Source organism: Falsiroseomonas stagni DSM 19981, assembly GCF_900114315.1.
GTDB classification, from domain to species: Bacteria; Pseudomonadota; Alphaproteobacteria; order Acetobacterales; family Acetobacteraceae; genus Falsiroseomonas; species Falsiroseomonas stagni.
In genome coordinates this window covers 176,336-196,287 of sequence record NZ_FOSQ01000001.1, presented here as the reverse complement: position 1 = coordinate 196,287, position 19,952 = coordinate 176,336, and the positions used below count along the sequence as shown (strand labels likewise).

At 72.4% G+C, this 19,952-nt stretch carries 17 protein-coding genes; 7 read left to right on the top strand and 10 right to left on the bottom strand.

Annotated elements, in window-relative coordinates; all coding sequences use genetic code 11:
- The 4 genes from pnp (at position 1) to BM041_RS00920 (ending at position 6,292) form a co-directional block, all read left to right on the top strand.
- Positions 1–2,244 carry a polyribonucleotide nucleotidyltransferase gene (gene pnp / locus BM041_RS00935; RefSeq protein ID WP_092954125.1) on the top strand — a complete coding sequence of 748 codons (2,244 nt, stop codon included), beginning with the start codon at positions 1–3 and terminating at the stop codon, positions 2,242–2,244.
- Between the two features lie 219 nt (positions 2,245–2,463).
- Positions 2,464–3,864, top strand: coding sequence for an NAD(P)H-dependent flavin oxidoreductase (locus tag BM041_RS00930; RefSeq protein ID WP_092954122.1), 1,401 nt, complete (start codon positions 2,464–2,466; stop codon positions 3,862–3,864).
- Positions 3,865–3,972: 108 nt separating this feature from the next.
- Entirely contained in the window at positions 3,973–4,761 is a 789-nt protein-coding gene (locus BM041_RS00925) for a winged helix-turn-helix domain-containing protein (RefSeq protein ID WP_092954119.1), read from the top strand.
- Complete coding sequence (locus BM041_RS00920) at positions 4,739–6,292, top strand: ATP-binding protein (protein ID WP_217648574.1); 1,554 nt, start codon at positions 4,739–4,741, stop codon at positions 6,290–6,292. Before BM041_RS00925 ends, BM041_RS00920 begins: the two co-directional genes overlap by 23 nt.
- A 6-nt stretch (positions 6,293–6,298) precedes the next feature.
- Here the strand turns inward: BM041_RS00920 and BM041_RS00915 are convergent, their stop codons facing one another.
- From BM041_RS00915 to BM041_RS00905, 3 genes are all read right to left on the bottom strand, one after another.
- Positions 6,299–7,417 carry an NADH:flavin oxidoreductase/NADH oxidase gene (locus BM041_RS00915; RefSeq protein WP_092954114.1) on the bottom strand — a complete coding sequence of 373 codons (1,119 nt, stop codon included), beginning with the start codon at positions 7,415–7,417 and terminating at the stop codon, positions 6,299–6,301.
- A 67-nt stretch (positions 7,418–7,484) separates the two neighbouring features.
- The gene (locus BM041_RS00910; protein ID WP_245761871.1) at positions 7,485–8,312 is read right to left on the bottom strand and encodes a DUF2272 domain-containing protein; all 828 of its coding nucleotides are present in this window, start codon (positions 8,310–8,312) and stop codon (positions 7,485–7,487) included.
- Positions 8,309–10,216 carry a hypothetical protein gene (locus tag BM041_RS00905; protein ID WP_139225921.1) on the bottom strand — a complete coding sequence of 636 codons (1,908 nt, stop codon included), beginning with the start codon at positions 10,214–10,216 and terminating at the stop codon, positions 8,309–8,311. Before BM041_RS00905 ends, BM041_RS00910 begins: the two co-directional genes overlap by 4 nt.
- Before the next feature lie 101 nt (positions 10,217–10,317).
- On the opposite strand from BM041_RS00905, the gene BM041_RS00900 reads away from it, so the two are divergent.
- Positions 10,318–11,763 (top strand): FAD-dependent oxidoreductase, encoded by a 1,446-nt coding sequence (locus tag BM041_RS00900; protein ID WP_092954108.1) that lies wholly within the window; start codon positions 10,318–10,320, stop codon positions 11,761–11,763.
- A 424-nt stretch (positions 11,764–12,187) separates the two neighbouring features.
- Here the strand turns inward: BM041_RS00900 and BM041_RS00895 are convergent, their stop codons facing one another.
- From BM041_RS00895 to BM041_RS00885, 3 genes are read right to left on the bottom strand one after another with little or no spacing between them, the layout of a single operon-like run.
- On the bottom strand, positions 12,188–12,463 hold the full coding sequence (locus BM041_RS00895) for a TfoX/Sxy family protein (protein ID WP_175533647.1): 276 nt from the start codon (positions 12,461–12,463) through the stop codon (positions 12,188–12,190).
- 25 nt (positions 12,464–12,488) lie between these two features.
- Positions 12,489–13,211, bottom strand: a complete 723-nt coding sequence (locus tag BM041_RS00890; protein WP_092954102.1) for a ribonuclease activity regulator RraA — start codon at positions 13,209–13,211, stop codon at positions 12,489–12,491.
- Positions 13,212–13,260: 49 nt separating this feature from the next.
- On the bottom strand, positions 13,261–14,847 hold the full coding sequence (locus BM041_RS00885) for an alpha-amylase family glycosyl hydrolase (protein WP_092954099.1): 1,587 nt from the start codon (positions 14,845–14,847) through the stop codon (positions 13,261–13,263).
- 107 nt (positions 14,848–14,954) lie between these two features.
- On the opposite strand from BM041_RS00885, the gene BM041_RS00880 reads away from it, so the two are divergent.
- A complete protein-coding gene (locus BM041_RS00880) occupies positions 14,955–15,197 on the top strand; it encodes a hypothetical protein (RefSeq protein ID WP_092954096.1) in 243 nt (80 codons plus the stop codon).
- Positions 15,198–15,309: 112 nt separating this feature from the next.
- On the opposite strand, the gene BM041_RS00875 is transcribed toward BM041_RS00880, so the two are convergent.
- The 4 genes from BM041_RS00875 to BM041_RS00860 all read right to left on the bottom strand — a co-directional run bounded on the left by BM041_RS00875 (position 15,310) and on the right by BM041_RS00860 (position 18,726).
- Positions 15,310–15,582 carry a hypothetical protein gene (locus BM041_RS00875; protein ID WP_092954093.1) on the bottom strand — a complete coding sequence of 91 codons (273 nt, stop codon included), beginning with the start codon at positions 15,580–15,582 and terminating at the stop codon, positions 15,310–15,312.
- A 122-nt stretch (positions 15,583–15,704) separates the two neighbouring features.
- Positions 15,705–15,899, bottom strand: a complete 195-nt coding sequence (locus BM041_RS00870) for a cation transporter (protein WP_092954090.1) — start codon at positions 15,897–15,899, stop codon at positions 15,705–15,707.
- Positions 15,896–16,288, bottom strand: coding sequence for a Cu(I)-responsive transcriptional regulator (gene cueR / locus BM041_RS00865; protein ID WP_092954087.1), 393 nt, complete (start codon positions 16,286–16,288; stop codon positions 15,896–15,898). Before cueR ends, BM041_RS00870 begins: the two co-directional genes overlap by 4 nt.
- Positions 16,285–18,726: a heavy metal translocating P-type ATPase gene (locus tag BM041_RS00860; RefSeq protein WP_245761870.1), complete on the bottom strand. Its 2,442-nt coding sequence runs from the start codon at positions 18,724–18,726 to the stop codon at positions 16,285–16,287. The genes cueR and BM041_RS00860 overlap by 4 nt, the downstream gene beginning before the upstream one ends.
- 168 nt (positions 18,727–18,894) lie before the next feature.
- Between BM041_RS00860 and BM041_RS00855 the strand changes: the two genes are divergently transcribed.
- The gene (locus BM041_RS00855) at positions 18,895–19,911 is read left to right on the top strand and encodes a S1C family serine protease (RefSeq protein WP_092957280.1); all 1,017 of its coding nucleotides are present in this window, start codon (positions 18,895–18,897) and stop codon (positions 19,909–19,911) included.
- The last annotated feature ends 41 nt before the right edge of the window (positions 19,912–19,952 follow it).

Sequence of the window (19,952 nt, the reverse complement as noted above, 5' to 3'; positions counted from 1 at the left end):
ATGTTCGACAAATACTTCCGCAAGGACATCTCCTGGGGCGGCCAGCTGCTGACGCTGGAGACCGGGAAGATTGCCCGCCAGGCGGATGGCGCCGTGATGGCGCGGCTCGGCGACACCATCGTGCTCTGCACCGTGGTCGGCGCCCGGAGCGTGAAGCCCGGCCAGGACTTCTTCCCGCTGACCGTGAACTACCAGGAGAAGGCCTTCGCCGCGGGCAAGATCCCCGGCGGCTTCTTCAAGCGCGAGGGTCGCCCCTCCGAGAACGAGACCCTGGTCTCCCGCCTCATCGACCGCCCGCTGCGCCCGCTCTTCCCGGACGGATTCCGCAACGAGGTCCAGGTGGTCGCGACCGTGCTGTCGCATGACCTCGAGAACAATCCGGACATCGTCGCCCTCGTCGGCTGCTCCGCCGCGCTGACGCTGTCGGGCATCCCCTTCTTCGGCCCGGTCGGCGGCGCGCGCGTCGCCTACATCGATGGCCAGTACGTCCTGAACCCCACCGCCGCCCAGCTGGCGCAGAGCGACCTCGACCTCGTCGTCGCCGGCACCGCCGAAGGCGTGCTGATGGTGGAGTCCGAGGCGAAGGAACTGTCCGAGGACGTGATGCTTGGCGCCGTGGAGTTCGGCCACAAGTCGTTCCAGCCGGTCATTCAGGGCATCATCGAGCTGGCCGAAGTGGCCGCCAAGGACGCCTGGGCCCTGCCGGAGGAGAGCGAGGCCACCCGGACGCTCAAGGCCCGCATCGCCGAACTCGGCCGCACGCCGATGGCCGAAGCCTACAAGATCGTCGAGAAGCTGACCCGCCAGAACGCCGTCGGCGCCGCCAAGAAGGCCGTCGTCGCCGCGCTGGAGGCCGAGGGCCTGGATGCCGGCGCCGCCAAGGGTCTGCTGAAGGAGCTGGAAGCCGACGTCGTCCGCAACGCCATCCTGGACACCGGCCTTCGCATCGACGGCCGCGATACCAAGACGGTCCGCCCGATCGTGGCCGAGGTCGGCATCCTGCCGCGCTCGCACGGCTCCGCCCTGTTCACGCGCGGTGAGACGCAGGCGCTCTGCGTGGCCACGCTGGGCACCGGGCAGGATGAGCAGATCATCGACGCCCTCGCGGGCGAATACCGCGAGAACTTCATGCTGCACTACAATTTTCCCCCGTATTCCGTGAACGAGACCGGCCGCATGGGTTCGCCCGGGCGCCGTGAAATCGGGCATGGGAAGCTGGCCTGGCGCGCCATCCACCCGCTGCTGCCGGAGAAGGAGAAGTTCCCCTACACCATGCGCGTGGTGTCGGAGATCACGGAGTCCAACGGCTCCTCCTCCATGGCCACCGTCTGCGGCACCAGCCTCGCGCTGATGGACGCCGGCACGCCGCTGAAGCGCCCCTGCGCCGGCATCGCCATGGGCCTGATCAAGGAAGACCGCGCCTTCGCCGTGCTGTCCGACATCCTGGGTGACGAAGACCACCTGGGCGACATGGACTTCAAGGTGGCGGGGTCGGAGAACGGCATCACCGCGCTGCAGATGGACATCAAGATCACGTCCATCACCTTCGACATCATGAAGATCGCGCTCGGCCAGGCCAAGGACGGCCGCCTGCACATCCTGGGCGAGATGGCGAAGGGCCTGTCCGGCGCCCGCGGCGACGTGGCGGCCACCGCGCCCCGCATCACCGTGATCAACATCAACAAGGACAAGATCCGCGACGTCATCGGCAGCGGCGGCAAGGTGATCCGCGAGATCACGGAGCAGACGGGCTGCAAGATCGACATCGAGGATGACGGCACCATCAAGGTCGCCGCCGTCAGCATCGAGGCCGCGCAGAAGGCCATCGACTGGATCCAGGGCATCGTGGCGGAGCCGGAGATCGGCAAGATCTACAACGGCAAGGTCGTGAAGACGGCCGAATTCGGCGCCTTCGTGAACTTCCTCGGCGCCAAGGACGGCCTGGTCCACATCTCCGAACTGGCGAATGAGCGGGTCCAGAAGACCAGCGACGTCGTCAAGGATGGCGATGCGGTCAAGGTGAAGGTCATCGGCTTCGACGACCGCGGCAAGGTGAAGCTCTCCATGCGCGTGGTCGACCAGGCCACCGGCGCCGACATCACCGAACAGGTCGGCGCCCGCCGCCCGCGCGAGGATGGCGAAGGCGGCGGCGGTGACCGTGGCGATCGCGGCGGTGACCGCGGCCCGCGCCGCGACCGCGGCGGTGAGCGTGGCTTCCGCCCCCGCCGCGAAGGCGGCGAATAAGCCACCCGCGCCGCGCAAGCGGCGGGTGAGCGACAAGGGGCGGAGAGTTTCCGCCCTGTCCCGGCCGGCGTTGAGGGCAGGACTCGGGTAATCCCGGGTCCCCCCCTCCCGCTCGGGCACCGGACACGCCATATTCACGCAGGACGGGACGTCTTCCGGGACGTCCCGTCATTCGCATGAGCCACCCCTCGTCTGAGACAGTCACCGGAGCCTAGAGCCTTGAAGGCGATCAACCCGATCCGCATGGGCGGCGTCGAAGTCCTGCCGCTTGTCGAAGGCGGCAAGGGCGTGGCGGTGTCCAACGGCGCCACCTGCGGCGGCTGGGCCTCCGGCGGCGGCGTCGGCACCTTTTCCGCCGTCAACGCCGACAGCTACGATGCCGATGGCAACGTCATCCGGCAGACCTACACCGGCCGCACGCGGCGCGAGCGGCATGAGGAGCTGGTGGCCTACGGCATCGCCGGCGGCATCGCCCAGGCGCGGGAGGCGCATGAACGCGCCGGCGGCCAGGGCCGCATCCACATGAACATCCTGTGGGAGATGGGCGGCGCCGAACGCGTGGCGCGCGGCATCCTCGAAGGCGCCAAGGGCCTGGTCCATGGCGTCACCTGCGGCGCCGGCATGCCCTATCGCCTGGCGGATCTCGCCCGCGAATACAACGTCCACTACTACCCCATCATCTCCTCCGCCCGCGCCTTCGCCGCGCTGTGGAAGCGGTCCTACAACAAGCAGCGCGAATTGCTGGGCGGCGTGGTCTATGAAGACCCCTGGCTGGCCGGCGGCCATAACGGCCTGTCCAACAGCGAAGACCCGAAGCGGCCGGAGGATCCCTATCCCCGCGTCCTGAAGCTGCGCCAGCAGATGCGCGAATTCGGCCTGCACGACGTGCCGATCATCATGGCCGGCGGCGTCTGGTGGCTGGAGGAATGGGAGCACTGGATCGACAGCGAGGAGCTTGGCCCCGTCGCCTTCCAGTTCGGCACCCGTCCCCTGCTGACGCAGGAAAGCCCGATCAGCGAGGAATGGAAGACCCGCCTCCTCCAGCTGAAGGAGGGCGACGTGCTGCTGCAGCCCTTCAGCCCGACGGGCTTCTACTCCTCCGCCGTGCGCACCGACTTCCTGAACGAGCTGGAAGCGCGCAGCGAACGCCAGGTGCCCTTCACGACCGAGCCGAATGAGGCACACACGGCGCCGCTCGGCATCGGCCCGCGCAAGCGCCTGGTCTATCTGAAGCCGGACGACCTGCCCCGCGCTGAAGGCTACATCGCGGCCGGCTTCACGGAAGCACTGCGCACGCCCGACGACACGCTGGTATTCGAGACCCCGGCCGCGGCGCGGGAGATCCTGAACGACCAGACGGATTGCATGGGCTGCCTGTCCCATTGCCGCTTCTCCAACTGGACGCAGAACGGGCCCGACTACAGCACCGGCAAGAAGGCCGATCCGCGCAGCTTCTGCATCCAGAAGACCCTGCAGGACATCGCCCATGGCGGCAGGCTGGAGCGGAACCTCATGTTCTCCGGCCACAACGCCTACCGCTTCGGCACCGACCCCTTCTACTCCAACGGCTTCGTGCCGACGGCGAAGCAGCTGGTCGAGCGGATCATGACCGGCCGCTGAAACACTGTTTGCATCGTTGCAACGGTTTCACCGCGCCGGTCCGGCGCGGTGACATGGCCCGGTTCCACTCGGTAGATTGCCCCTGTTGCTCCGGAGCAAAGGGAAATCATGGCGTCGCCGAGCCGCATCGCGGTGGTCGAGGATGAAGCCGATCTGCGCGAGGTGGTCGTCGACTACCTTCGGCTGCAGGGTTTCGCTGTCTTCGCCTGCGCCGACAGCACGGCGCTGGATGCCGTCCTCGCGGGCGGCGATGTCGATGTCGTGCTGCTGGACCTGAACCTGCCGCGGGAGGGTGGGCTTTCCATCGCCCGCCGCCTGCGCGCCCTGCCCCGCCCGCCCGGCATCATCATGGTCACGGCGCTGGGCGAGACGGTGGACCGCGTCGTCGGGCTGGAGGTCGGCGCCGACGACTATATCGGCAAGCCCTTCGAATTGCGGGAGATGCTGGCGCGGCTGCGCAGCGTGTTGCGTCGCCGCGTCGCCGTCCCCGTGGCGCCTTCCCCGGTCGCGGCGCCGCCGGAAGCGCCTGTCGGGCCGCGCAGCACCACCCCGCCGGCACCTGCCGCCCGCGCGACGCACCTCCGCTTCGCCGGCTTCACCCTCTGCCAGGACAGCCGCCGCCTGCTCGATCCGACGCAGCGGGAGGTGCCGTTGACGACGATGGAGGTGGACCTCCTCCTCATCCTCGCCACCCATCCGGGCCAGGTCCTGTCGCGCGAGAGGCTGCTGGTGCTGGCGCGTGGCAAGGATGCCGATCCGCTCGACCGTTCCATCGATGTCCGCATCACCCGGCTGCGCCGCAAGATCGAAGCCGATCCCGCCAACCCGCGCCTGATCCGCACCCTGCGCGGCCAGGGCTATGTCTTCACCCCCGATGGCACCCCCGATGGCGCATGACGAACCCGCCCTGCTCGCCCGGCTGACGGAAGCGGAGGCGCTGAAGCAGGGCGTGATCGATGCCGCGCTGGATGCCGTCATCACCGCGGACCGGGATTGCCGCGTCATCGGCTGGAACGCCGCGGCGGAACGCATCTTCGGCCACCGGCGGGACGAGATCATGGGCCGCCCGATCGGCGACACCATCGTGCCCCCGCATCACCGCGCGGGGCATGAGGCCGGGCTCGCCCGCTACCACGCCACCGGCTGCCCCCATGTGCTCGGCCAGCGGCTGGAGATGGAGGCCATGCGCGCCGATGGCAGCGTCTTCCCCTGCGAGATGTCGATCCATGAGGTGAAGGCCGCCGGCCGCACCTTCTTCACGGCCTGGCTGCGCGACCTGACGCCGATGCGGGATGCGGAGGCCGAACTCGCCCGCCAGCGCGAACGCCTGCACCAGACGGAGAAGATGTCGGCGCTCGGCAGCCTGCTGGCCGGCGTGGCGCATGAGCTGAACAACCCGCTGGCCGTCGTGGTCGCGCAGACGACCATGCTGGAAGCGGTGGCGGAGGATCCGGCGGTGCGCGACCGCGCCGCGCGCATCCATGCCGCGGCCGCGCGCTGCGGGCGGATCGTGAAGACCTTCCTGGCGATGGTGCGCCAGCAGCCGCCCAGCCGCAGCGCCGTCGACCTCAACGGCATGCTCCGCGGCGCGCAGGAGCTGGTTGCCTATGCGCTGCGCAGCGCCGGCATCGCGGTGGAACACGCGCTGTCGCCGGGGCTCCCGAGCGTGGAGGCGGACCCCGACCAGCTCGGCCAGGTGGCGGTGAATCTGCTGGTCAATGCCCAGGCCGCGCTGGCGGACCAGCCGGAACCACGCCGCCTGCGCATCGAGACCTTCGCCACCCCCGATGGCGGCGCCGGCTTCGCGGTGGAGGATACCGGCCCCGGCGTCGTCCCCGCGATGCGGGAGCGGATCTTCGAGGCCTATGTGACCACCAAGCCGCTGGGCGCGGGTACCGGCCTTGGCCTCGCGGTCTGCCGCAACATCCTCGGCGCCCATGGCGGCACGATCACGCTGGAGGACGGGTTGCTGGGCGGCGCCCGCTTCGTGGTGCGGCTGCCGCCGGGTGGTGGTGGCACCGCCGCCGCGCTGCCCGAAGCCCCCCGCGCCGCCCCGCGCCGCCGCCTGCTGGTGGTGGATGACGAGCCGGAGGTGGGGGAGGCGCTGGCCGACCTGCTGGCCGTGCAGGGCGTGGCGGCGGAGGTGGTGACCGACATCCCGGCGGCGCTGGCGCGCCTGGCGCAGGGCGGGCTGGATGGCGTCTTCTGCGACCTTCGCATGCCCGGCGGCGGCGGCGGCGCCTTCTATCGCCGCGCCATCGCCGCCCATCCCGGGCTGCGCGGCCGCTTCTGCTTCGTCACCGGCGATACGGTGGCAGGGCCTTCCGCGGTGGCCTCGCTGGACCCGGACAAGCCGCCGCCCGTGCTCGAAAAACCCTTCGGCCCGGCGGAGGTCGCGGCGGCGCTCACCACCATCGCCGGGCCGTAGGGCCCCTTACTCGCCCAGCGCCGGCATCGGGGTCCCGGTCTCACGCCGCATGCCCATGCGGGCGATACTGCCCCAGGCGCGGTCGTATTGCGGCGGCGTCCGCGCCGCATCGACACGGCCGAGCGCCACCGCGGCGCGCATCGGCCAGTACGGATCGCGCAGCGTGGCGCGGGCCAGCAGCACCAGATCGGCGCGGCCTTCCGTGATGATCGCCTGGGCCTGCTCCGGCTCCGTGATCAGGCCGACGGCGGCCACCACCATCCCGGCACCCTGCTTCACCGCCTCTGCCCCCGGTACCTGGTAGCCCGGGCCGAGCACGATCTTCTGCCGGGGATCGATGCCGCCCGAGGACACGTCCATGCCATCGATCCCAGCGGCCTGCAGGCGCTTCGACAATTCGATGGTTTCTTCGGTCGTCCACCCGCCCTCGATCCAGTCGGTGTGCGACACGCGGACGAACAGAGGCAAATCCTCGCCCACCGCTTCCCGCACGGCCCGGGCGATGGCCAGCGGCAGGCGCGCCCGGCCCTCGAAATCCCCGCCCCAGCGGTCATTGCGCGTGTTGCTGATGGGCGAGAGGAACTGGTGCAGCAAATAGCCATGGGCGGCGTGCAGTTCGACCAGCCGGTAGCCCGCGGCCACGGCCCGCTTCGCGCAGGCGGCGAACAGCGCCGGCAGCGCCTCGATCTCCTCCGCCGTCATCATGGTCGGCGTGGTGAAGTGGCCCATGGGGATGGCGGAGGGGGCCTTGATCTCCCAGCCCGGATCGGCCGGCGCATCGTCCCAGGCGGGCGCGCGGCTGGCCTTGCGGCCGGCATGGCCGATCTGGATCGCCGGCACCGCGCCGGCATGGGCGATGGCGGCGGCGAGCCGCGCATGGGCGGGGATCTGCGCATCCTCCCACAGGCCGAGGTCGCCGGGGGTGATGCGCCCATCCGCCGTCACGGCGGTGGCTTCCGCCATCACCATGCCCGCGCCGCCGATGGCGCGCTGCAACAGGTGGGCCAGGTGCCAATCCGTCGGCCTGCCATCCGGCCCCGCGCAGTACTGGCACATGGGGGAGATGCCGATGCGGTTCGGCAGGGTGACGGTGCGAATCGTGAGGGGCGCGAAGAGTTCGGCCATGGCGGTCATGCTCCGGGGCCCGGGATGCGGGCGGCTTGCCCCTGGCATACAGCCGGGACGCCAGCGGTCAATCGGCCACGGGCCGCCATGGCGGCAGCCGCCCGAGCCGGCTTTCCACCAGCAGCAGCAGCGGCCGGCGGCCCGGCGGCGCCGGCAGCAGGCGGCCATCGGGGCTGGCGGGATAGCGCGTCATCGTCACGGCATCGAGGACATTGCCCCCCACCGCCTGGACCTGCCCAGGCGGCGTCGCCACCACGATGTCGCAATGCATGGCCCGCGCGCGCCCGGCCTCCGCCAGGCGATCCGTCCAGTGGCGCAGCGGCGCGGCGCCGCGGTCGAAGCACAGCAGGTCCCCGGGGGCGGGGGCGCGATCCTCCGGCGCATGGGGGATGAAGGGGGCCTCGGCCGGGAAGCGCCGGGCGGTCTCGATCAGCCCGTCCAGGTAGAAGGCGTGGGTGGCGCTGGGCGGGAACTCCGCCACATCCACCCCCGCCGCGCGGAAGACCCAGGAGATGAAGGCCGCGGACCAGTAGGGGGTGGCCCAGAGCGCCGCGCCATCGGGCTGACGGGCGAGGGCCGCGGCGTAGCGCCGGCGGTTCAGCGGGATGGCGCCGTGATCCTCCGGCACCGCCTGCCAATAGGCCATGACGCGCGGAAAATTGACGGGATCGGCTTCCCGCGCCGGGGCTTCCGCGGCGTCCGTCCAGGCGTCGCGCGCGACCTCTCCCCAATCCCGCCACTCCGCCAGGGCGATGCGCACCACGCGGTCGGCCGCGGCGGGGGGATAGGACAGCGGCGGCGCGGGTGCCGGTGGCGGCGTGGCGCAGCCGGCCAGCACCAGCAACGCCGCCAGCCCGCCCAACCGCCTCACGCCGCTGACGCGGTGCCCCTTCACGCCGCTGACGCGGCGAGGCCCAGGATCACGGCATCCGGCGCCATCAGGCCGAGGATCGCGGCCGCCTGGGTCGTGGGCTCGGGATCGCCGCCGAAGGGGGAGGGCATGACCTCCAGCACCCCGCCCTGCAGCCGCACCAGGGGGCGGAGCAGCGCGATGGCCTGGTGGTGCAGTTCCTCCGCCTGGCCGATCGTGGCCTCCGCCAGCACGCCGGGGCTGGCGGTGGCGGCCAGCACCACCGCGCCGGCGGCCCGGGCCATCAGCGAGACCCCTTCGGCGTAGCGAAGCTCCGATTGCCGGATGGCATCGCCCACCCGCAGCCCCTCCGCCGCCACCAGGCGCGGCCCGGCCACGAGTTCCACCGTCGCGGGCCAGACCGCGGCGACCGCGGCGTGGATGGCGGGGGCCAGGCGCGCGGGGTCCAGCTGCGGCAAGGCGCGGGCCAGGGCCAGCAGCGCCTGGGCATGCGCGGCCGGGCTGGCGATACCGCCATCACGTTCGCGGAAGGCGCCATCCTCCCCCTGCAGGGCCAGCAGTCGCCCGGCCAGGTCGCCGAGTGCCGCGGCATGACCGGGCCGGCCTTCCGTGCGCAGTCGCGCCTCCACGCCCAGCGCCGCCTGGGCCAGGTCCTCCAGCCCCGGATCGCCGGCCTGCAGCCGGGCCAGCTGGGCGTCGAACCAGGCAGCCAGCGCGGCCCGGCGTTCCGCCGGCACGGGGGTGCGATAGGCCTCGGCGGCGGCGAACAGCAGATGGGTGCCGATGGCGTTCAGCGTGGCGCCCTGGGGCGGCAGGGGGTGCCGGTCCAGCCCCTCCATCCCCGCGCCCGGCAGCATTGCCCGCGCGGCCTCCGGCCCTGTCAGGCCGATGGAGAGGAGCCGGTCCTCCCGCACCGTCAGAGACCCGCCGGGCGGCAGGTCGATCGGACCGTGACGGAGCAGCAGCCAGTGCAGCTGGCCCGCCTTCAGGGCCGTGGCGCTGGCGTGCATCACCCGGGCGGGATCGGCGGGACGCAGATGCAGCGAGGGACCATCCGGCCACCAGCCATCGGTCGCCACCCCCAGATGGGTGACCGGCCCGGTCGGCGACACGGCGGCGGTGCCCGCCGCGGCGGGGGGCGCGAAGGCGGTCCAGGCCCCGGCGGCGTGGACCGAGACGTCGGCGAAGCCGCTGTCGGACAGGCCATCGGCCGCCGTCGTCACGCGCAGCCGCCGCAGCGCCGCGGTGGCCGTGAAGGTGACGGTGACGCGCAGGAGGGGGGAGCTGGCGGAGATGGCGTATTCGTAGCGCAGTCGCCCGGCTTCCACCGGGCGGGGCCGCAGCCAGCCAGCCCGGCCCATCACGCGGCTTTCATGCCACAGGACGATCTCGTCCCCGTCCTGGCGCAGGCCGGAATCGGTGATGGCGTTCTCCACATCCTCGCAATGGCGACGACGGCCGAGCTGGAACTCCACCAGGTTGCCGCTGTGGGTCACGGCGACCAGGCCGGCCAGGGGGCCGCGCGGGCGCTGGTGCAGCAGCCCGGCGGAGAGGTCGCCGGTGAAGACGTGGAAGGGCGTCAGCACCACCAGGTCCCGCGGATCATCCCGCTGCACCACCAGCCCGTGGTTGCCGAGGCAGCGGGAGGGCGCGGGCGCATCCTCCATCGCCATGGCGAAGTCGATGGCGGTTTCCACGAGGCCGGGCGCGGCATCATGGATGTCGGGCATGGCCAGCAGTTCCGCCGCCCGTGCATTGGCCGGGGCGACGCAGTAGCTGCCCCCCGCCGCGCCTTCCGCCAGCGCCCCCACGGGACGGCCGCCCAGCGTGACGACACGGTCGATGGGACCGCGGAACCAGGCGGCCAGGCGATCGCGGTCGGTTGCGTGCAGCAGGTTGCGCATGAAGGGCCGGGGAGCCTTCGCCATCGGGTGGGGCCGCGCAGGATACAGCGCCCGCCGGGGCTCCGTGAAGGCTGAGGCGCCGCGAAGGCTGGGACGCCGGGTCCGATCGCCCTATCCTGCCGCGCATGGGCACGAATGATGGCGGCCGCCTGTTCTTCCGATCCGAGGTCTTCACCCCGCGGGCCCGCGCCCGGCGGGCCGATACCGGCCTGACGGTGCGGGAGGAAGCGCGGGACATCCCCGTCCATGCCGAGTGCGACGTGCTGGTGGTGGGCGGCGGCCCCGCCGGAACCGCCGCCGCGGTGGCGGCCGCCAGGCTCGGCGCGCGCACCATCCTGCTGGAGCGCCACAACCACCTGGGCGGCCTGTCCACCGGCGGGCTGGTGGTGTGGATCGACCGGATGACGGGCTGGGACGGCAGCCTGCTGATCCGCGGCTTCGCGGAGGAGCTGCTCGGCCGCCTGCCGGCGGAGGTCGTCGCCGGCCCGCCGCGGGAAGCCTGGGGATCCCGCGATGCCGCCACCGCCGCCTGGTGGGCGCTGCGCACCGCCGCCTTCCACGGCACCGTCACCCATTCCCCCACCGTCTGCCCGGAGCATCTGAAGGCCGCGAGCCTGGAGCTATGCGCGGAAGCGGGGGTGGAGATGCTGTTCCATGCATGGGGCGCGGCGCCCATCCTGCGCGATGGTGCCGTCGCCGGCGCGATCTTCGAGAGCAAGCAGGGCCGCCGCGCCGTGCTGGCGAAGGTGACGGTGGATGGCACGGGGGATGGCGACCTCTATGCCCGCGCCGGCGCCGCCTTCGCCGAGGATGTGGACGAGCGCGATATCCACCACTGCATGAATACGTCCTGGACCTGGGGCGGCGTGGACATGCCGCGCTACCTGGCCTGGCGGGCGGAAAAGCCGGACGAATTCAGCGAGTTCATGCGCCGCGGCAAGGAAGCGGTCGGCTTCTTCGACAAGGCCTTCGCCAGTTGGCGGGACGATGTGGCGCTGTTCATGGGCCCGCGCCTGGCGGGCTATTCCGCCGTGATGGTCGATGACCTGGCGGCGGTGGAGGTGATCTCCCACCGCCTGATGTTCCGCCACCTCGACCGCTATCGCGCGGAATGCCCGGGCTTCGAGCGCGCCTTCCCGATGCTTTCCGCGCCGCAGCTCGGCGTCCGTCACGCGCGGCGGCTGGCCGGCGTCACGCCGGTGACGCGGGCGTGGTGGGATGGGCGTATCTCGGCGGAGGAGATCGGCGTCTCCCCCAGCCTGGCGCCTTCCTTCGCGCCGGTCTCGGTGCCCTTTGGGGCGATGGTGCCGGTGGCGCTGGACGGGCTGCTGGCGCCGGGCCGGCACCTGTCCTGCGATGCCACCAGCCATTCCTTCCTGCGGGAGATCCCGCAATGCTGGCTGACCGGCCAGGCGGCGGGGGTGGGCGCCGCGCTGGCGGCCGCGCGGGGCGTGGCGCCGCGGGCGGTGCCGGTGGCGGCCATCCAGGCGGCGCTGGTCGCGCAGGGCGCCTTCCTGCGCCGGCCCGCGGAAGGATCAGCGCCGGCATCGATTGCAGCGCAGCGTGGCTGACCAAGGCTTCACCTGCCGGTCACGCCGGCGTCAGGCCGGAAGGCGCAGAGGATGGACGGTCAAGGCATTGCCTCGACGTTTTCTCCCGGCGGTCTCGCACATGGTGTGCGGACCAACACTTCCCCGGCGCTGCGAGGCGTCGGGGTTTTTTTTGGCCCGCGCTTTCCGGGCCCCGTCGTTCCGGGTCGGCCTGTGGCCGGGGCGCCACTAAAATCTAAAGCCCCTTTAGCCGATTTAGGACGTTTAGCACCGTTTTCGGGGCCATCCCCGCGGCGGCCGGCCGGCCGGCCGCCGCGGTCAGCGCTTGCGCGTGGCGGCGGCGCCACAGGCGCGGAGGGCCCAAGGGCCAGCCGGCGGGCGTGATGGGGCCGCTTGGTGGCTTGAACATAACAGGAACACAGCGCCGCCGCCAGCGGTTTCGCGCTCAATCCAACAGGGCGGCCCCCAGCGCCGCCTTCTCCGCCTCGTCCAGCGTCCGCCAGTCCCGCCCCTGCAGCCCGGCCGCCATGGCCCAGAGCAGGTTGCGCGACGGCTTCGCGCCCATGAACCGCAGCCGGCGGAAGGCCCCCGCCGCACCCAGCGCGCGAAGGTCGCCCACCGTCTCGATCCCCGCATCCGCCAGCATGGCGGCGCTGCGGGGGCCGAGGTTGCGCAGCCGATGCACCCCGGCGCGATCCACCAGCGCTGCGCCGCTGCCCATGGTCCCGGCCTTCACCCGCCCGCCTTCAGCCCTTGGCGCGGTCGGCCTCGTAGCGGGCCTTGGTCTCGGCATTGGGGGGATAGAGGCCGGGCAGCGGCAGGCCCTTCTCGACCTCCTGCATGATCCAGCCTTCCAGGCGCTCCTGCTCCACCGCCGCTTCCGTCACGGCATCCAGCAGCGCGGCCGGGATCACCACGGCGCCGTCCTGGTCCGCCACGATGATGTCGCCCGGCACCACGGTGACGCCGCCGCAGCCGATCACTTCCTGCCAGCCCACGAAGTTCAGCGCGGCGACGGAAGCCGGGGCGACATAGCCCTGGCAGAAGACCGGCAGGCCGGTGCCGATCACCCCGGCGCCGTCCCGCACCATGCCATCCGTCACCAGCCCCGCCACGCCCTTCTTCGCCATGCGGGCGCAGAGGATGTCGCCGAAGATGCCGGCGGCCGTGTTGCCCATGGCATCCGCCACGGCGACGCAGCCCTCCGGCATGTCCTCGATCGCCGCGCGGGTGGAACGGGGGGAGGACCAGCTCTCGACCGTCGCCAGGTCTTCCCGCGTCGGCGTGAAGCGGAGCGTGAAGGCCGGGCCGACGATGCGCTTCGTCGGGCCCTGCACGATCGGGCGGCTGCCGGCGATGTAGCAGAAGCGCACGCCCTTCTTCAGCAGCACGGTGGTCAGGGTGGCGGTGGTGACGCCCATCAGGGCGTCGCGCGTGGCGGGGTTCATCGGCGTGGCTCCGGCTGCCATGGCAGTATGGTGGCGCGCTTGAAGCCCAGCAGGGCGCCGCCGTCCAGGGTCACACCCGCGCGAGCGACACCCCCCAGCCATGCAGCACGCCATCCGGCGGCGGCACTGCGGGGCCAGGGAGGGGGCTGCCGGCAAGGGCCATGCCGCCCGCCAGGCCGGCGGGCAGGGGGACGGGATCGGGCGACAGGTTGAACAGGCAGCGGACGCGATCCATGCCCTCCGCCCGATCGAACCCCAGCAGCGGCGCGGGCAGGTCGAGGGGGCGGAGGCTGCCCGCCACCAGCGCCGGGCTGGCGCGCCGCGCCGCCAGCAGGGCGCGGGTGAAGGACAGCACGCTGCCCGGCCCCTGCTGGGCGGAAACCGCAAGCGCCCGATGGGTGTCGGGCACCGGCAGCCAGGGCGTGCCGCTGGTGAAGCCGGCATGGGGCAGGGCCGCGTCCCAGGGCATCGGCGTGCGGGATCCGTCGCGGCCCGCGAAATCCGGCCAGAAGCTGATCCCGAAGGGATCGCGCAGCGCCTCGAACGGCAGATCGGCCTCGGGCAGGCCCAACTCCTCCCCCTGGTAGAGGCAGGCGCTGCCGCGCAAGGTCAGCAGCAGGGCCAGCAGCAGGCGCGTCACGCGGGCCTCCGGCACGCCGCCGGGGGACCAGCGCGTGGCGGCGCGGACCACGTCGTGGTTGCTGAAATTCCAGCAGGGCCAGCCCTCGGGAATCGCGGCGGCTTCCACCAGCCCTCGGGCCACGGCGTGGTCGAAGCCGGCGCGGAGCGGCGCCAGGGTATAGGCCATGTGCAGCAGGCCGGGCGCCGTGGCGCGGGCGACGCGCGCATGGGCGCCGGGCTGGGACGACAACTCCCCCAGCAGCACGGCGCCGGCCTCGTCGGCCTCCGCCCGGAAGCGCCGCAGGATGGCGTCCGTCCCCTGCCCCATCATGTCGTGCTGGTGGCGTTGCATCCCGAACAGCTTGGCGGGCGGATCGGGGCGCGGCGGCGCGGCCGGGTTGTCCCGCAGCGCGGCGTCATGGGCGAGGAAATCCAGCGCATCCAGGCGGAAGCCATCCACGCCGCGGGACAGCCAGAAGCGCATCACGCCCGCCACGGCATCGAGCGTGGCCGGGTCCTCCAGGTTCAGCGCCGGCTGGTCGGGCAGGAAATGGTGCAGGTAGTACTGGCGGCGCCGCGGCTCCCACCGCCAGGCCGGGCCGCCGAAGACGGAAAGCCAGTTGTTGGGCGGCGACCCATCGGGCTTCGCCTCCGCCCAGACATAGCGGCGGGCCAGCGGCCCGTCCCGCCGCGCGCGGCTTTCCCGGAACCAGGCATGGGCGGTGCTGGTATGGCCGGTGACGAGGTCCAGCATGACCTTGAGGCCGCGCGCATGGGCGCCGGCGATCACGGCATCAAGGTCCGCGAGCGTGCCGTATGGCGGGTCCACGGCGCAGTGGTCGGCGACGTCATAGCCGAAATCCGCCTGGGGTGAGGCATAGACGGGGGCGAGCCAGACCGCGTCCACGCCCAGCGCCGCGATATGGTCGAGCCCCCGGAGGATGCCCTTCAGGTCACCCACCCCGTCGCCATCCGAATCCCGGAAGGACCGCGGATAGATTTGGTAGATCACCGCGCCCCGCCACCAGCCCGCCATGCCACGCCCTCCGTCGTTCCGGGACTGCAAGGCGCGACAGCGCCGCGGGTTCCGCGCAACCCCCACGCCTCGCCTGGCGTTCCCGGCCCTCAGCCAGGAGGACTTCCATGGACGACAAGGACAGGAACGACGAGGCCCGCGGGTCCGAGGACGCGCTGCGGCCGACCCTGCCGGGGGGCGAGCGGGTGCGGCCCGGGGAGACGGGCGACGACGCGGACGACAACCGGGCCGCCGGCCAGGTGGATGATCCGATCCATCCCGGGGAGACGCAGCCGGGGGAGATGATGGAACAGGCGCAGCTGCGCGGGGGGCCGGTGGATGTCTCGCCGGACCGGGTGCGGCGCGGGTGACTTTCGGGGAAGGCGCCGCCTTCCCCGGACCCCTACCGCCAGGGGGCAGAGCCCCCTGGACCATCATCAATGATCTCCCTGTCCAGGGTCCGGCCGGACCCTGGCGAGGAGGTCAAGGGGGAGCAGCGCTCCCCCTTCGCACCAGCCAGCGCCACACCCCGAACAGGTTCAGCGCCAGCAGCACCAGGTTGGTGAGGCCGAGCTGGCTCTCCTGCTCCAGCTGCGCGGCAGCCAGCCAGCAGGCCGATCCACCCGCCAGCAGCGCGAAGCCCCAGCCCGTGGCGCGCCTTCCGAGATCGGCGGCGGTGGTGCCCGCCCCCGCGATGGTCAGCGCCGTCGCGCCCCATTTGAGGATGTCGGGCCAGGTGGCCCCGCCGATCGCCATGCCGCCCACCCTGCCCGTATCGGGCGCGAACGCCGGCAGCGGCGGCGCGTTGCCCTCGGCGGGCGCGCCGGGAAACCTCGGCGGGCGCGCCGGGAAACGTGGAAGATATCCTGAACGCGCGGTCAGGCCGGCTTGTAGCCTTCCTCCGCCACCGCGGCGGCGACCTGGGCGGGAGTCAGCACCGTCTCCGCCGTGATGGTGCCGGTATCGAGCGCCACGGCGACGCGGGCGGCGGGGTCCAGCGCCTGGATCGCGCCGGTTACCGCCTTCACGCAATGGCCGCAGGTCATGCCGGCGACGCGGAGTTCAACGGTCATGCGATCTTGCCTTCCAACTCGTCGATGATGGGGCAGTCCGGGCGGTCATCGCCCTGGCAATGGTTGGCGAGGTGACGAAGGCTGTCCGCCACGGCCTGGAGGGATGTGGCCTTCGCCTCCAGCGCCGCAACATGGTCCAGCGCCAGGCGCTTCACATCGCCGCTGGCGCGGGACCGGTCCTGCCACAGCGCGAGCAGCTTGCGGATATCCTCCAGCGGGAAGGCCAGGTCCCTTGCATGGCGGATGAAGCGCAGCACGGCGACATCCTTCGGGCCATAGCTGCGGTAGCCATTGGCCCGCCGCGTGGCGCTGATCAGGCCGATGGATTCGTAGTGCCGGATCATCTTGGCGGAGACGCCCGAGCGGGACGCGGCTTCGCCGATATTCATGCCGCGGGGCCGGATGGACGGGGGGGCTGCGCTTCTGGTTTCCAGCGCGCCAGCAGCAGCGCGTTCGCCACCACCGAGACGGAGGACAGCGCCATGGCCGCCCCCGCCACCGGGGGAGAGAGCCAGCCCGCCGCCGCCAGAGGAATGCCGAGCAGGTTGTACCCGAAGGCCCATGACAGGTTTTCCTTGAGCTTGCGATAGGTTCTGCGGGTGATGTCGAGCGTGGCCGGGACCAGCCCCGGATCGCCCCGCATGAGGGTCACGCCCGCCGCCGCCATGGCGACATCGGTGCCGGTGCCCATGGCGATGCCGAGATCGGCCGCCGCCAGCGCCGGCGCGTCATTCACGCCATCGCCAACCATGGCGACGCGCTGGCCTTCCCGCCGCCAGGCCGCGACATGGCCGGCCTTGTCCTGGGGCAGGACCTCGGCCTCGACCCGGTCGATGCCGATGCGGGAGGCGGCCTCCACCGCCGCGGCGCGGTTGTCGCCGGACAGCATCGCCACCCCGACCCCCAGCCGCTTCAGCGCGGCGATGGCGGCGGTGGCGCCTGGCCTCGGCGCATCCTCGAAGGACAGCAGCGCGAGGACACGGGGGGCGGCGGGGTCAATCAGCCAGGCGATGCTGCGGCCCTGCGCGGCCTCGGCCTGCGCGGTGGTGGCAAGCACGCCGGGATCGGCGCCGGATTCCGCCAGCAGGCGGGGGCTGCCAAGGGCCAGGCGGCGGCCGGCGACCAGGCCCTCCACCCCCCGTCCCGGCAAGGCGCGGAAGGCCTGCGCGGGTTCGGGGGTGGCGCCGAAGGCGGTGAGCACGGCGCGGGCCAGCGGGTGTTCGCTGCCGGATTGCAGGGCAGCGGCCTGGGACAGGGCCTCGCCCGGGTCGATGCCCTCGGCCGGGTGCAGCGAGGCGAGGCGGGGCTTGCCCTCCGTCAGCGTGCCGGTCTTGTCGAAGGCAACGAGGGAGATGCCCTGGGCGCGCTCGATCGCCTCCGCATCGCGGATCAGGATGCCGGCGCGGGCGGCGGCGCCGGTGCCGGCCATGATGGCGGCCGGCGTCGCGAGGCCGAGCGCGCAGGGGCAGGCGATGACCAGCACGGCGACGGCGTTGAGCAGCGCGGCCTCGAACCCCGCCCCGGCCAGCAGCCAGCCGATGAGCGTGGCGGCGGCGATGGCGATGACGACGGGGACGAAGATGGTGCTGACGCGGTCCACCAGCTTCTGCACCGGCGCGCGGCTGGCCTGGGCGGCGGCGACCATGGCGGCGACGCGGGCCAGGGTGGTGTCGGCGCCGATCGCCGTGGCGCGCAGCACCAGCCTGCCATCCAGCACCACCGTGCCGGTCGCGGCGCGGTCGCCGGGGCGCTTTTCCACCGGCCGGCTTTCGCCGGTCAGGGCGCTTTCGTCGATCCCGGCCTCGCCATCCTCGATGACCGCATCGACGGGGATGCGTTCGCCCGGCCGCACCACGACGCGGTCGCCGAGTGCCAGGGCGGCGGCGGGGATCTCATGTTCCCGCCCTTCGGCGTCGAGGCGCCGGGCGGTGCGGGGGCGGAGGTCGAGCAGCGCGCGGATCGCGGCCCCCGTGCCGCGCTTGGCGCGGGCTTCCAGGTATTTCCCCAGCATCACGAAGAAGATGACGACGACGGCGGCTTCGAAATACAGCGCATGGGCATGGCCGCCGCCGTGGCGGATGAGCAGCCAGACGCTCATCGAGAAGGCCGAGAGCGTGCCGATGGAGACCAGCAGATCCATGTTGCCGGTGCGGTTGCGCAAGGCCGCCCAGCCCGCGCGGAAGAAGCGCGCGCCGAACCAGAACTGCACGGGGATGGCAAGCGCCAGCTGCAGCCAGCCATTCGGCAGCCAGTCCTGGCCGAAGGGCATGCCGGCCATGCCGATGAGGAAGGGCGCGGCGAGCAGCCCGGCCAGGACCAGGTCCCGCCGCTGGCGCGCGAGCTTCGCGGCCGCTTCCTCCTCCGCCGCCGCAGAGCCGTCGGGCGCGGTGGCCAGGGCATAGCCGGCGCGGGACAGCGCCGCGGCCAGCGCCGCATCCTCCACCCCCGCCAGCATCCGGACCGTCGCCTGGTCCGAGGCCAGGTTCACGGCGACGGAGAGCACACCCGGCACCTTCGCCAGCGCGCGTTCGACGCGGCCGGCGCAGCTCGCGCAGGTCATGCCCTCGATGCCCAGGGTGCGAAGCTGTTCCGGCACCTGGTAGCCGGCGGCGCGGATCGCGGCCGCCAGATCGGCGGGGCGCGCGGTGCCGGAGACGGTGGCGGTTTCGGAGGCGAGGTTGACGCTGGCGGAAAGCACGCCCGGCACCTTGCCCAGCGCACGCTCCACCCGGCCGGCGCAGCTCGCGCAGGTCATGCCCTCCACGGGGAGGGAGACGGTGTAGGACGGCACGAGGGGGGCCTCGGGCATCGGGGGCTTGGGTTCCATGGGGCGGAGATGGGGCCTCCCACCATGGGAGGGTCAACCACCATCGCCTCGATTTTGCGGAGATTGACCGGGCTGGAAGGCGGGCGCCTTGATCCATCGCAGGTTTCGCATCGGATTCCGGGCGGTGTTGTTGACGGGGGCCGGGCGCGGGCCGACATGCGGCGCGCCATGCGCAACATTTCCCTCGCGATCCTGCTGTCCCTGACCCTGGCCGCGCCCGCGGGCGCCCAGGCCCCCCCGCCCACGCCCGCACCCGCCCAGGCGGAGCCGGTGCGGATCGTCAACCGCACGGGGCAGGAGGCGACGGCGCTTCATGCCGTGCGCAGCGGCAGGCCGGATTGGGGCAGCAACCTGCTGAACCGCGGGCCGCTGCCCGCCAATGCCGCCTTCGCGCTGCGGGTGAACCAGGATGCGGGCTGCCGCTTCGACATCCGCATGGTGCTGGCCGATGGGCGGGAGGGGCTGCTGCGGGACCGCGACATCTGCGCGGAGACGCGGATCGAGATCGCGACCGCGGCCGCGCCGCTGCCGCCGGTGGCGCAGGCGCGCCCCAACCAGAATGCGCGGCGCGTGAGTTCGGGGACCGGCTTCGTGATCGCGCCGGACCGGGTGCTGACGAACCATCACGTGATCGATGGCTGCGGCCGGATCCTGGCGCGGACCGCGGACGGGCGCTGGCTGGCGGCGACGGTGCAGGGGCAGGCGGATGCGCGGCTGGACCTGGCGCTGCTGGCGGTGCCGGGGAATCCCGGGCCGACGCTGGCCTTCCGGACCACGCCGGCGGTGCGGCGGGGTGAGGGCGTGGTGGCCTATGGCTTCCCGCTCTCCGGCCTGTTGTCATCGGACCCCAAGCTGACGCGGGGCGAGATCAATGCCTTCGGCGGCGTCGCCAACGACCAGACGCGCTTCCAGATCAGCGCGGAGGTACAGCCCGGCAATTCCGGCGGGCCGCTGCTGGACATGCAGGGGAATGTGGTGGGCGTGGTGGTCGCGAAGCTCGACAGCCGCCGCGTGCAGAACGTGGACAATGTGAACTTCGCGGTGAAGGGGGAGACGGCGCAGGGTTTCCTGCGGCGGTTGAACCAGGAGTTCAGGACGGCGGAGAGCCGGGGGGCGGACAAGAGCGCGGCGGATGTGGGCGACATCGCGCATCGGGCGACGGTGATGCTGCGGTGTGAGCCGTAGGGAGCGCCGCAGGGGGAGCGCTGCTCCCCCTGGACCATCGT

Coding starts and splice junctions, on each gene's coding strand:
- BM041_RS00895 (WP_175533647.1), bottom strand. CDS start 12,463: ATGGGCAGCGGCGCAGCGCTGGTGGATCGCGCCGGGGTGCATCGGCTG.
- pnp (WP_092954125.1), top strand. CDS start 1: ATGTTCGACAAATACTTCCGCAAGGACATCTCCTGGGGCGGCCAGCTG.
- BM041_RS00860 (WP_245761870.1), bottom strand. CDS start 18,726: ATGGAACCCAAGCCCCCGATGCCCGAGGCCCCCCTCGTGCCGTCCTAC.
- BM041_RS00855 (WP_092957280.1), top strand. CDS start 18,895: ATGCGCAACATTTCCCTCGCGATCCTGCTGTCCCTGACCCTGGCCGCG.
- BM041_RS00885 (WP_092954099.1), bottom strand. CDS start 14,847: ATGGCGGGCTGGTGGCGGGGCGCGGTGATCTACCAAATCTATCCGCGG.
- BM041_RS00915 (WP_092954114.1), bottom strand. CDS start 7,417: ATGGCCGAACTCTTCGCGCCCCTCACGATTCGCACCGTCACCCTGCCG.
- BM041_RS00870 (WP_092954090.1), bottom strand. CDS start 15,899: ATGACCGTTGAACTCCGCGTCGCCGGCATGACCTGCGGCCATTGCGTG.
- BM041_RS00880 (WP_092954096.1), top strand. CDS start 14,955: ATGGACGACAAGGACAGGAACGACGAGGCCCGCGGGTCCGAGGACGCG.
- BM041_RS00925 (WP_092954119.1), top strand. CDS start 3,973: ATGGCGTCGCCGAGCCGCATCGCGGTGGTCGAGGATGAAGCCGATCTG.
- BM041_RS00875 (WP_092954093.1), bottom strand. CDS start 15,582: ATGGCGATCGGCGGGGCCACCTGGCCCGACATCCTCAAATGGGGCGCG.
- BM041_RS00905 (WP_139225921.1), bottom strand. CDS start 10,216: ATGGCGAAGGCTCCCCGGCCCTTCATGCGCAACCTGCTGCACGCAACC.
- BM041_RS00890 (WP_092954102.1), bottom strand. CDS start 13,211: ATGGCAGCCGGAGCCACGCCGATGAACCCCGCCACGCGCGACGCCCTG.
- cueR (WP_092954087.1), bottom strand. CDS start 16,288: ATGAATATCGGCGAAGCCGCGTCCCGCTCGGGCGTCTCCGCCAAGATG.
- BM041_RS00920 (WP_217648574.1), top strand. CDS start 4,739: ATGGCACCCCCGATGGCGCATGACGAACCCGCCCTGCTCGCCCGGCTG.
- BM041_RS00900 (WP_092954108.1), top strand. CDS start 10,318: ATGGGCACGAATGATGGCGGCCGCCTGTTCTTCCGATCCGAGGTCTTC.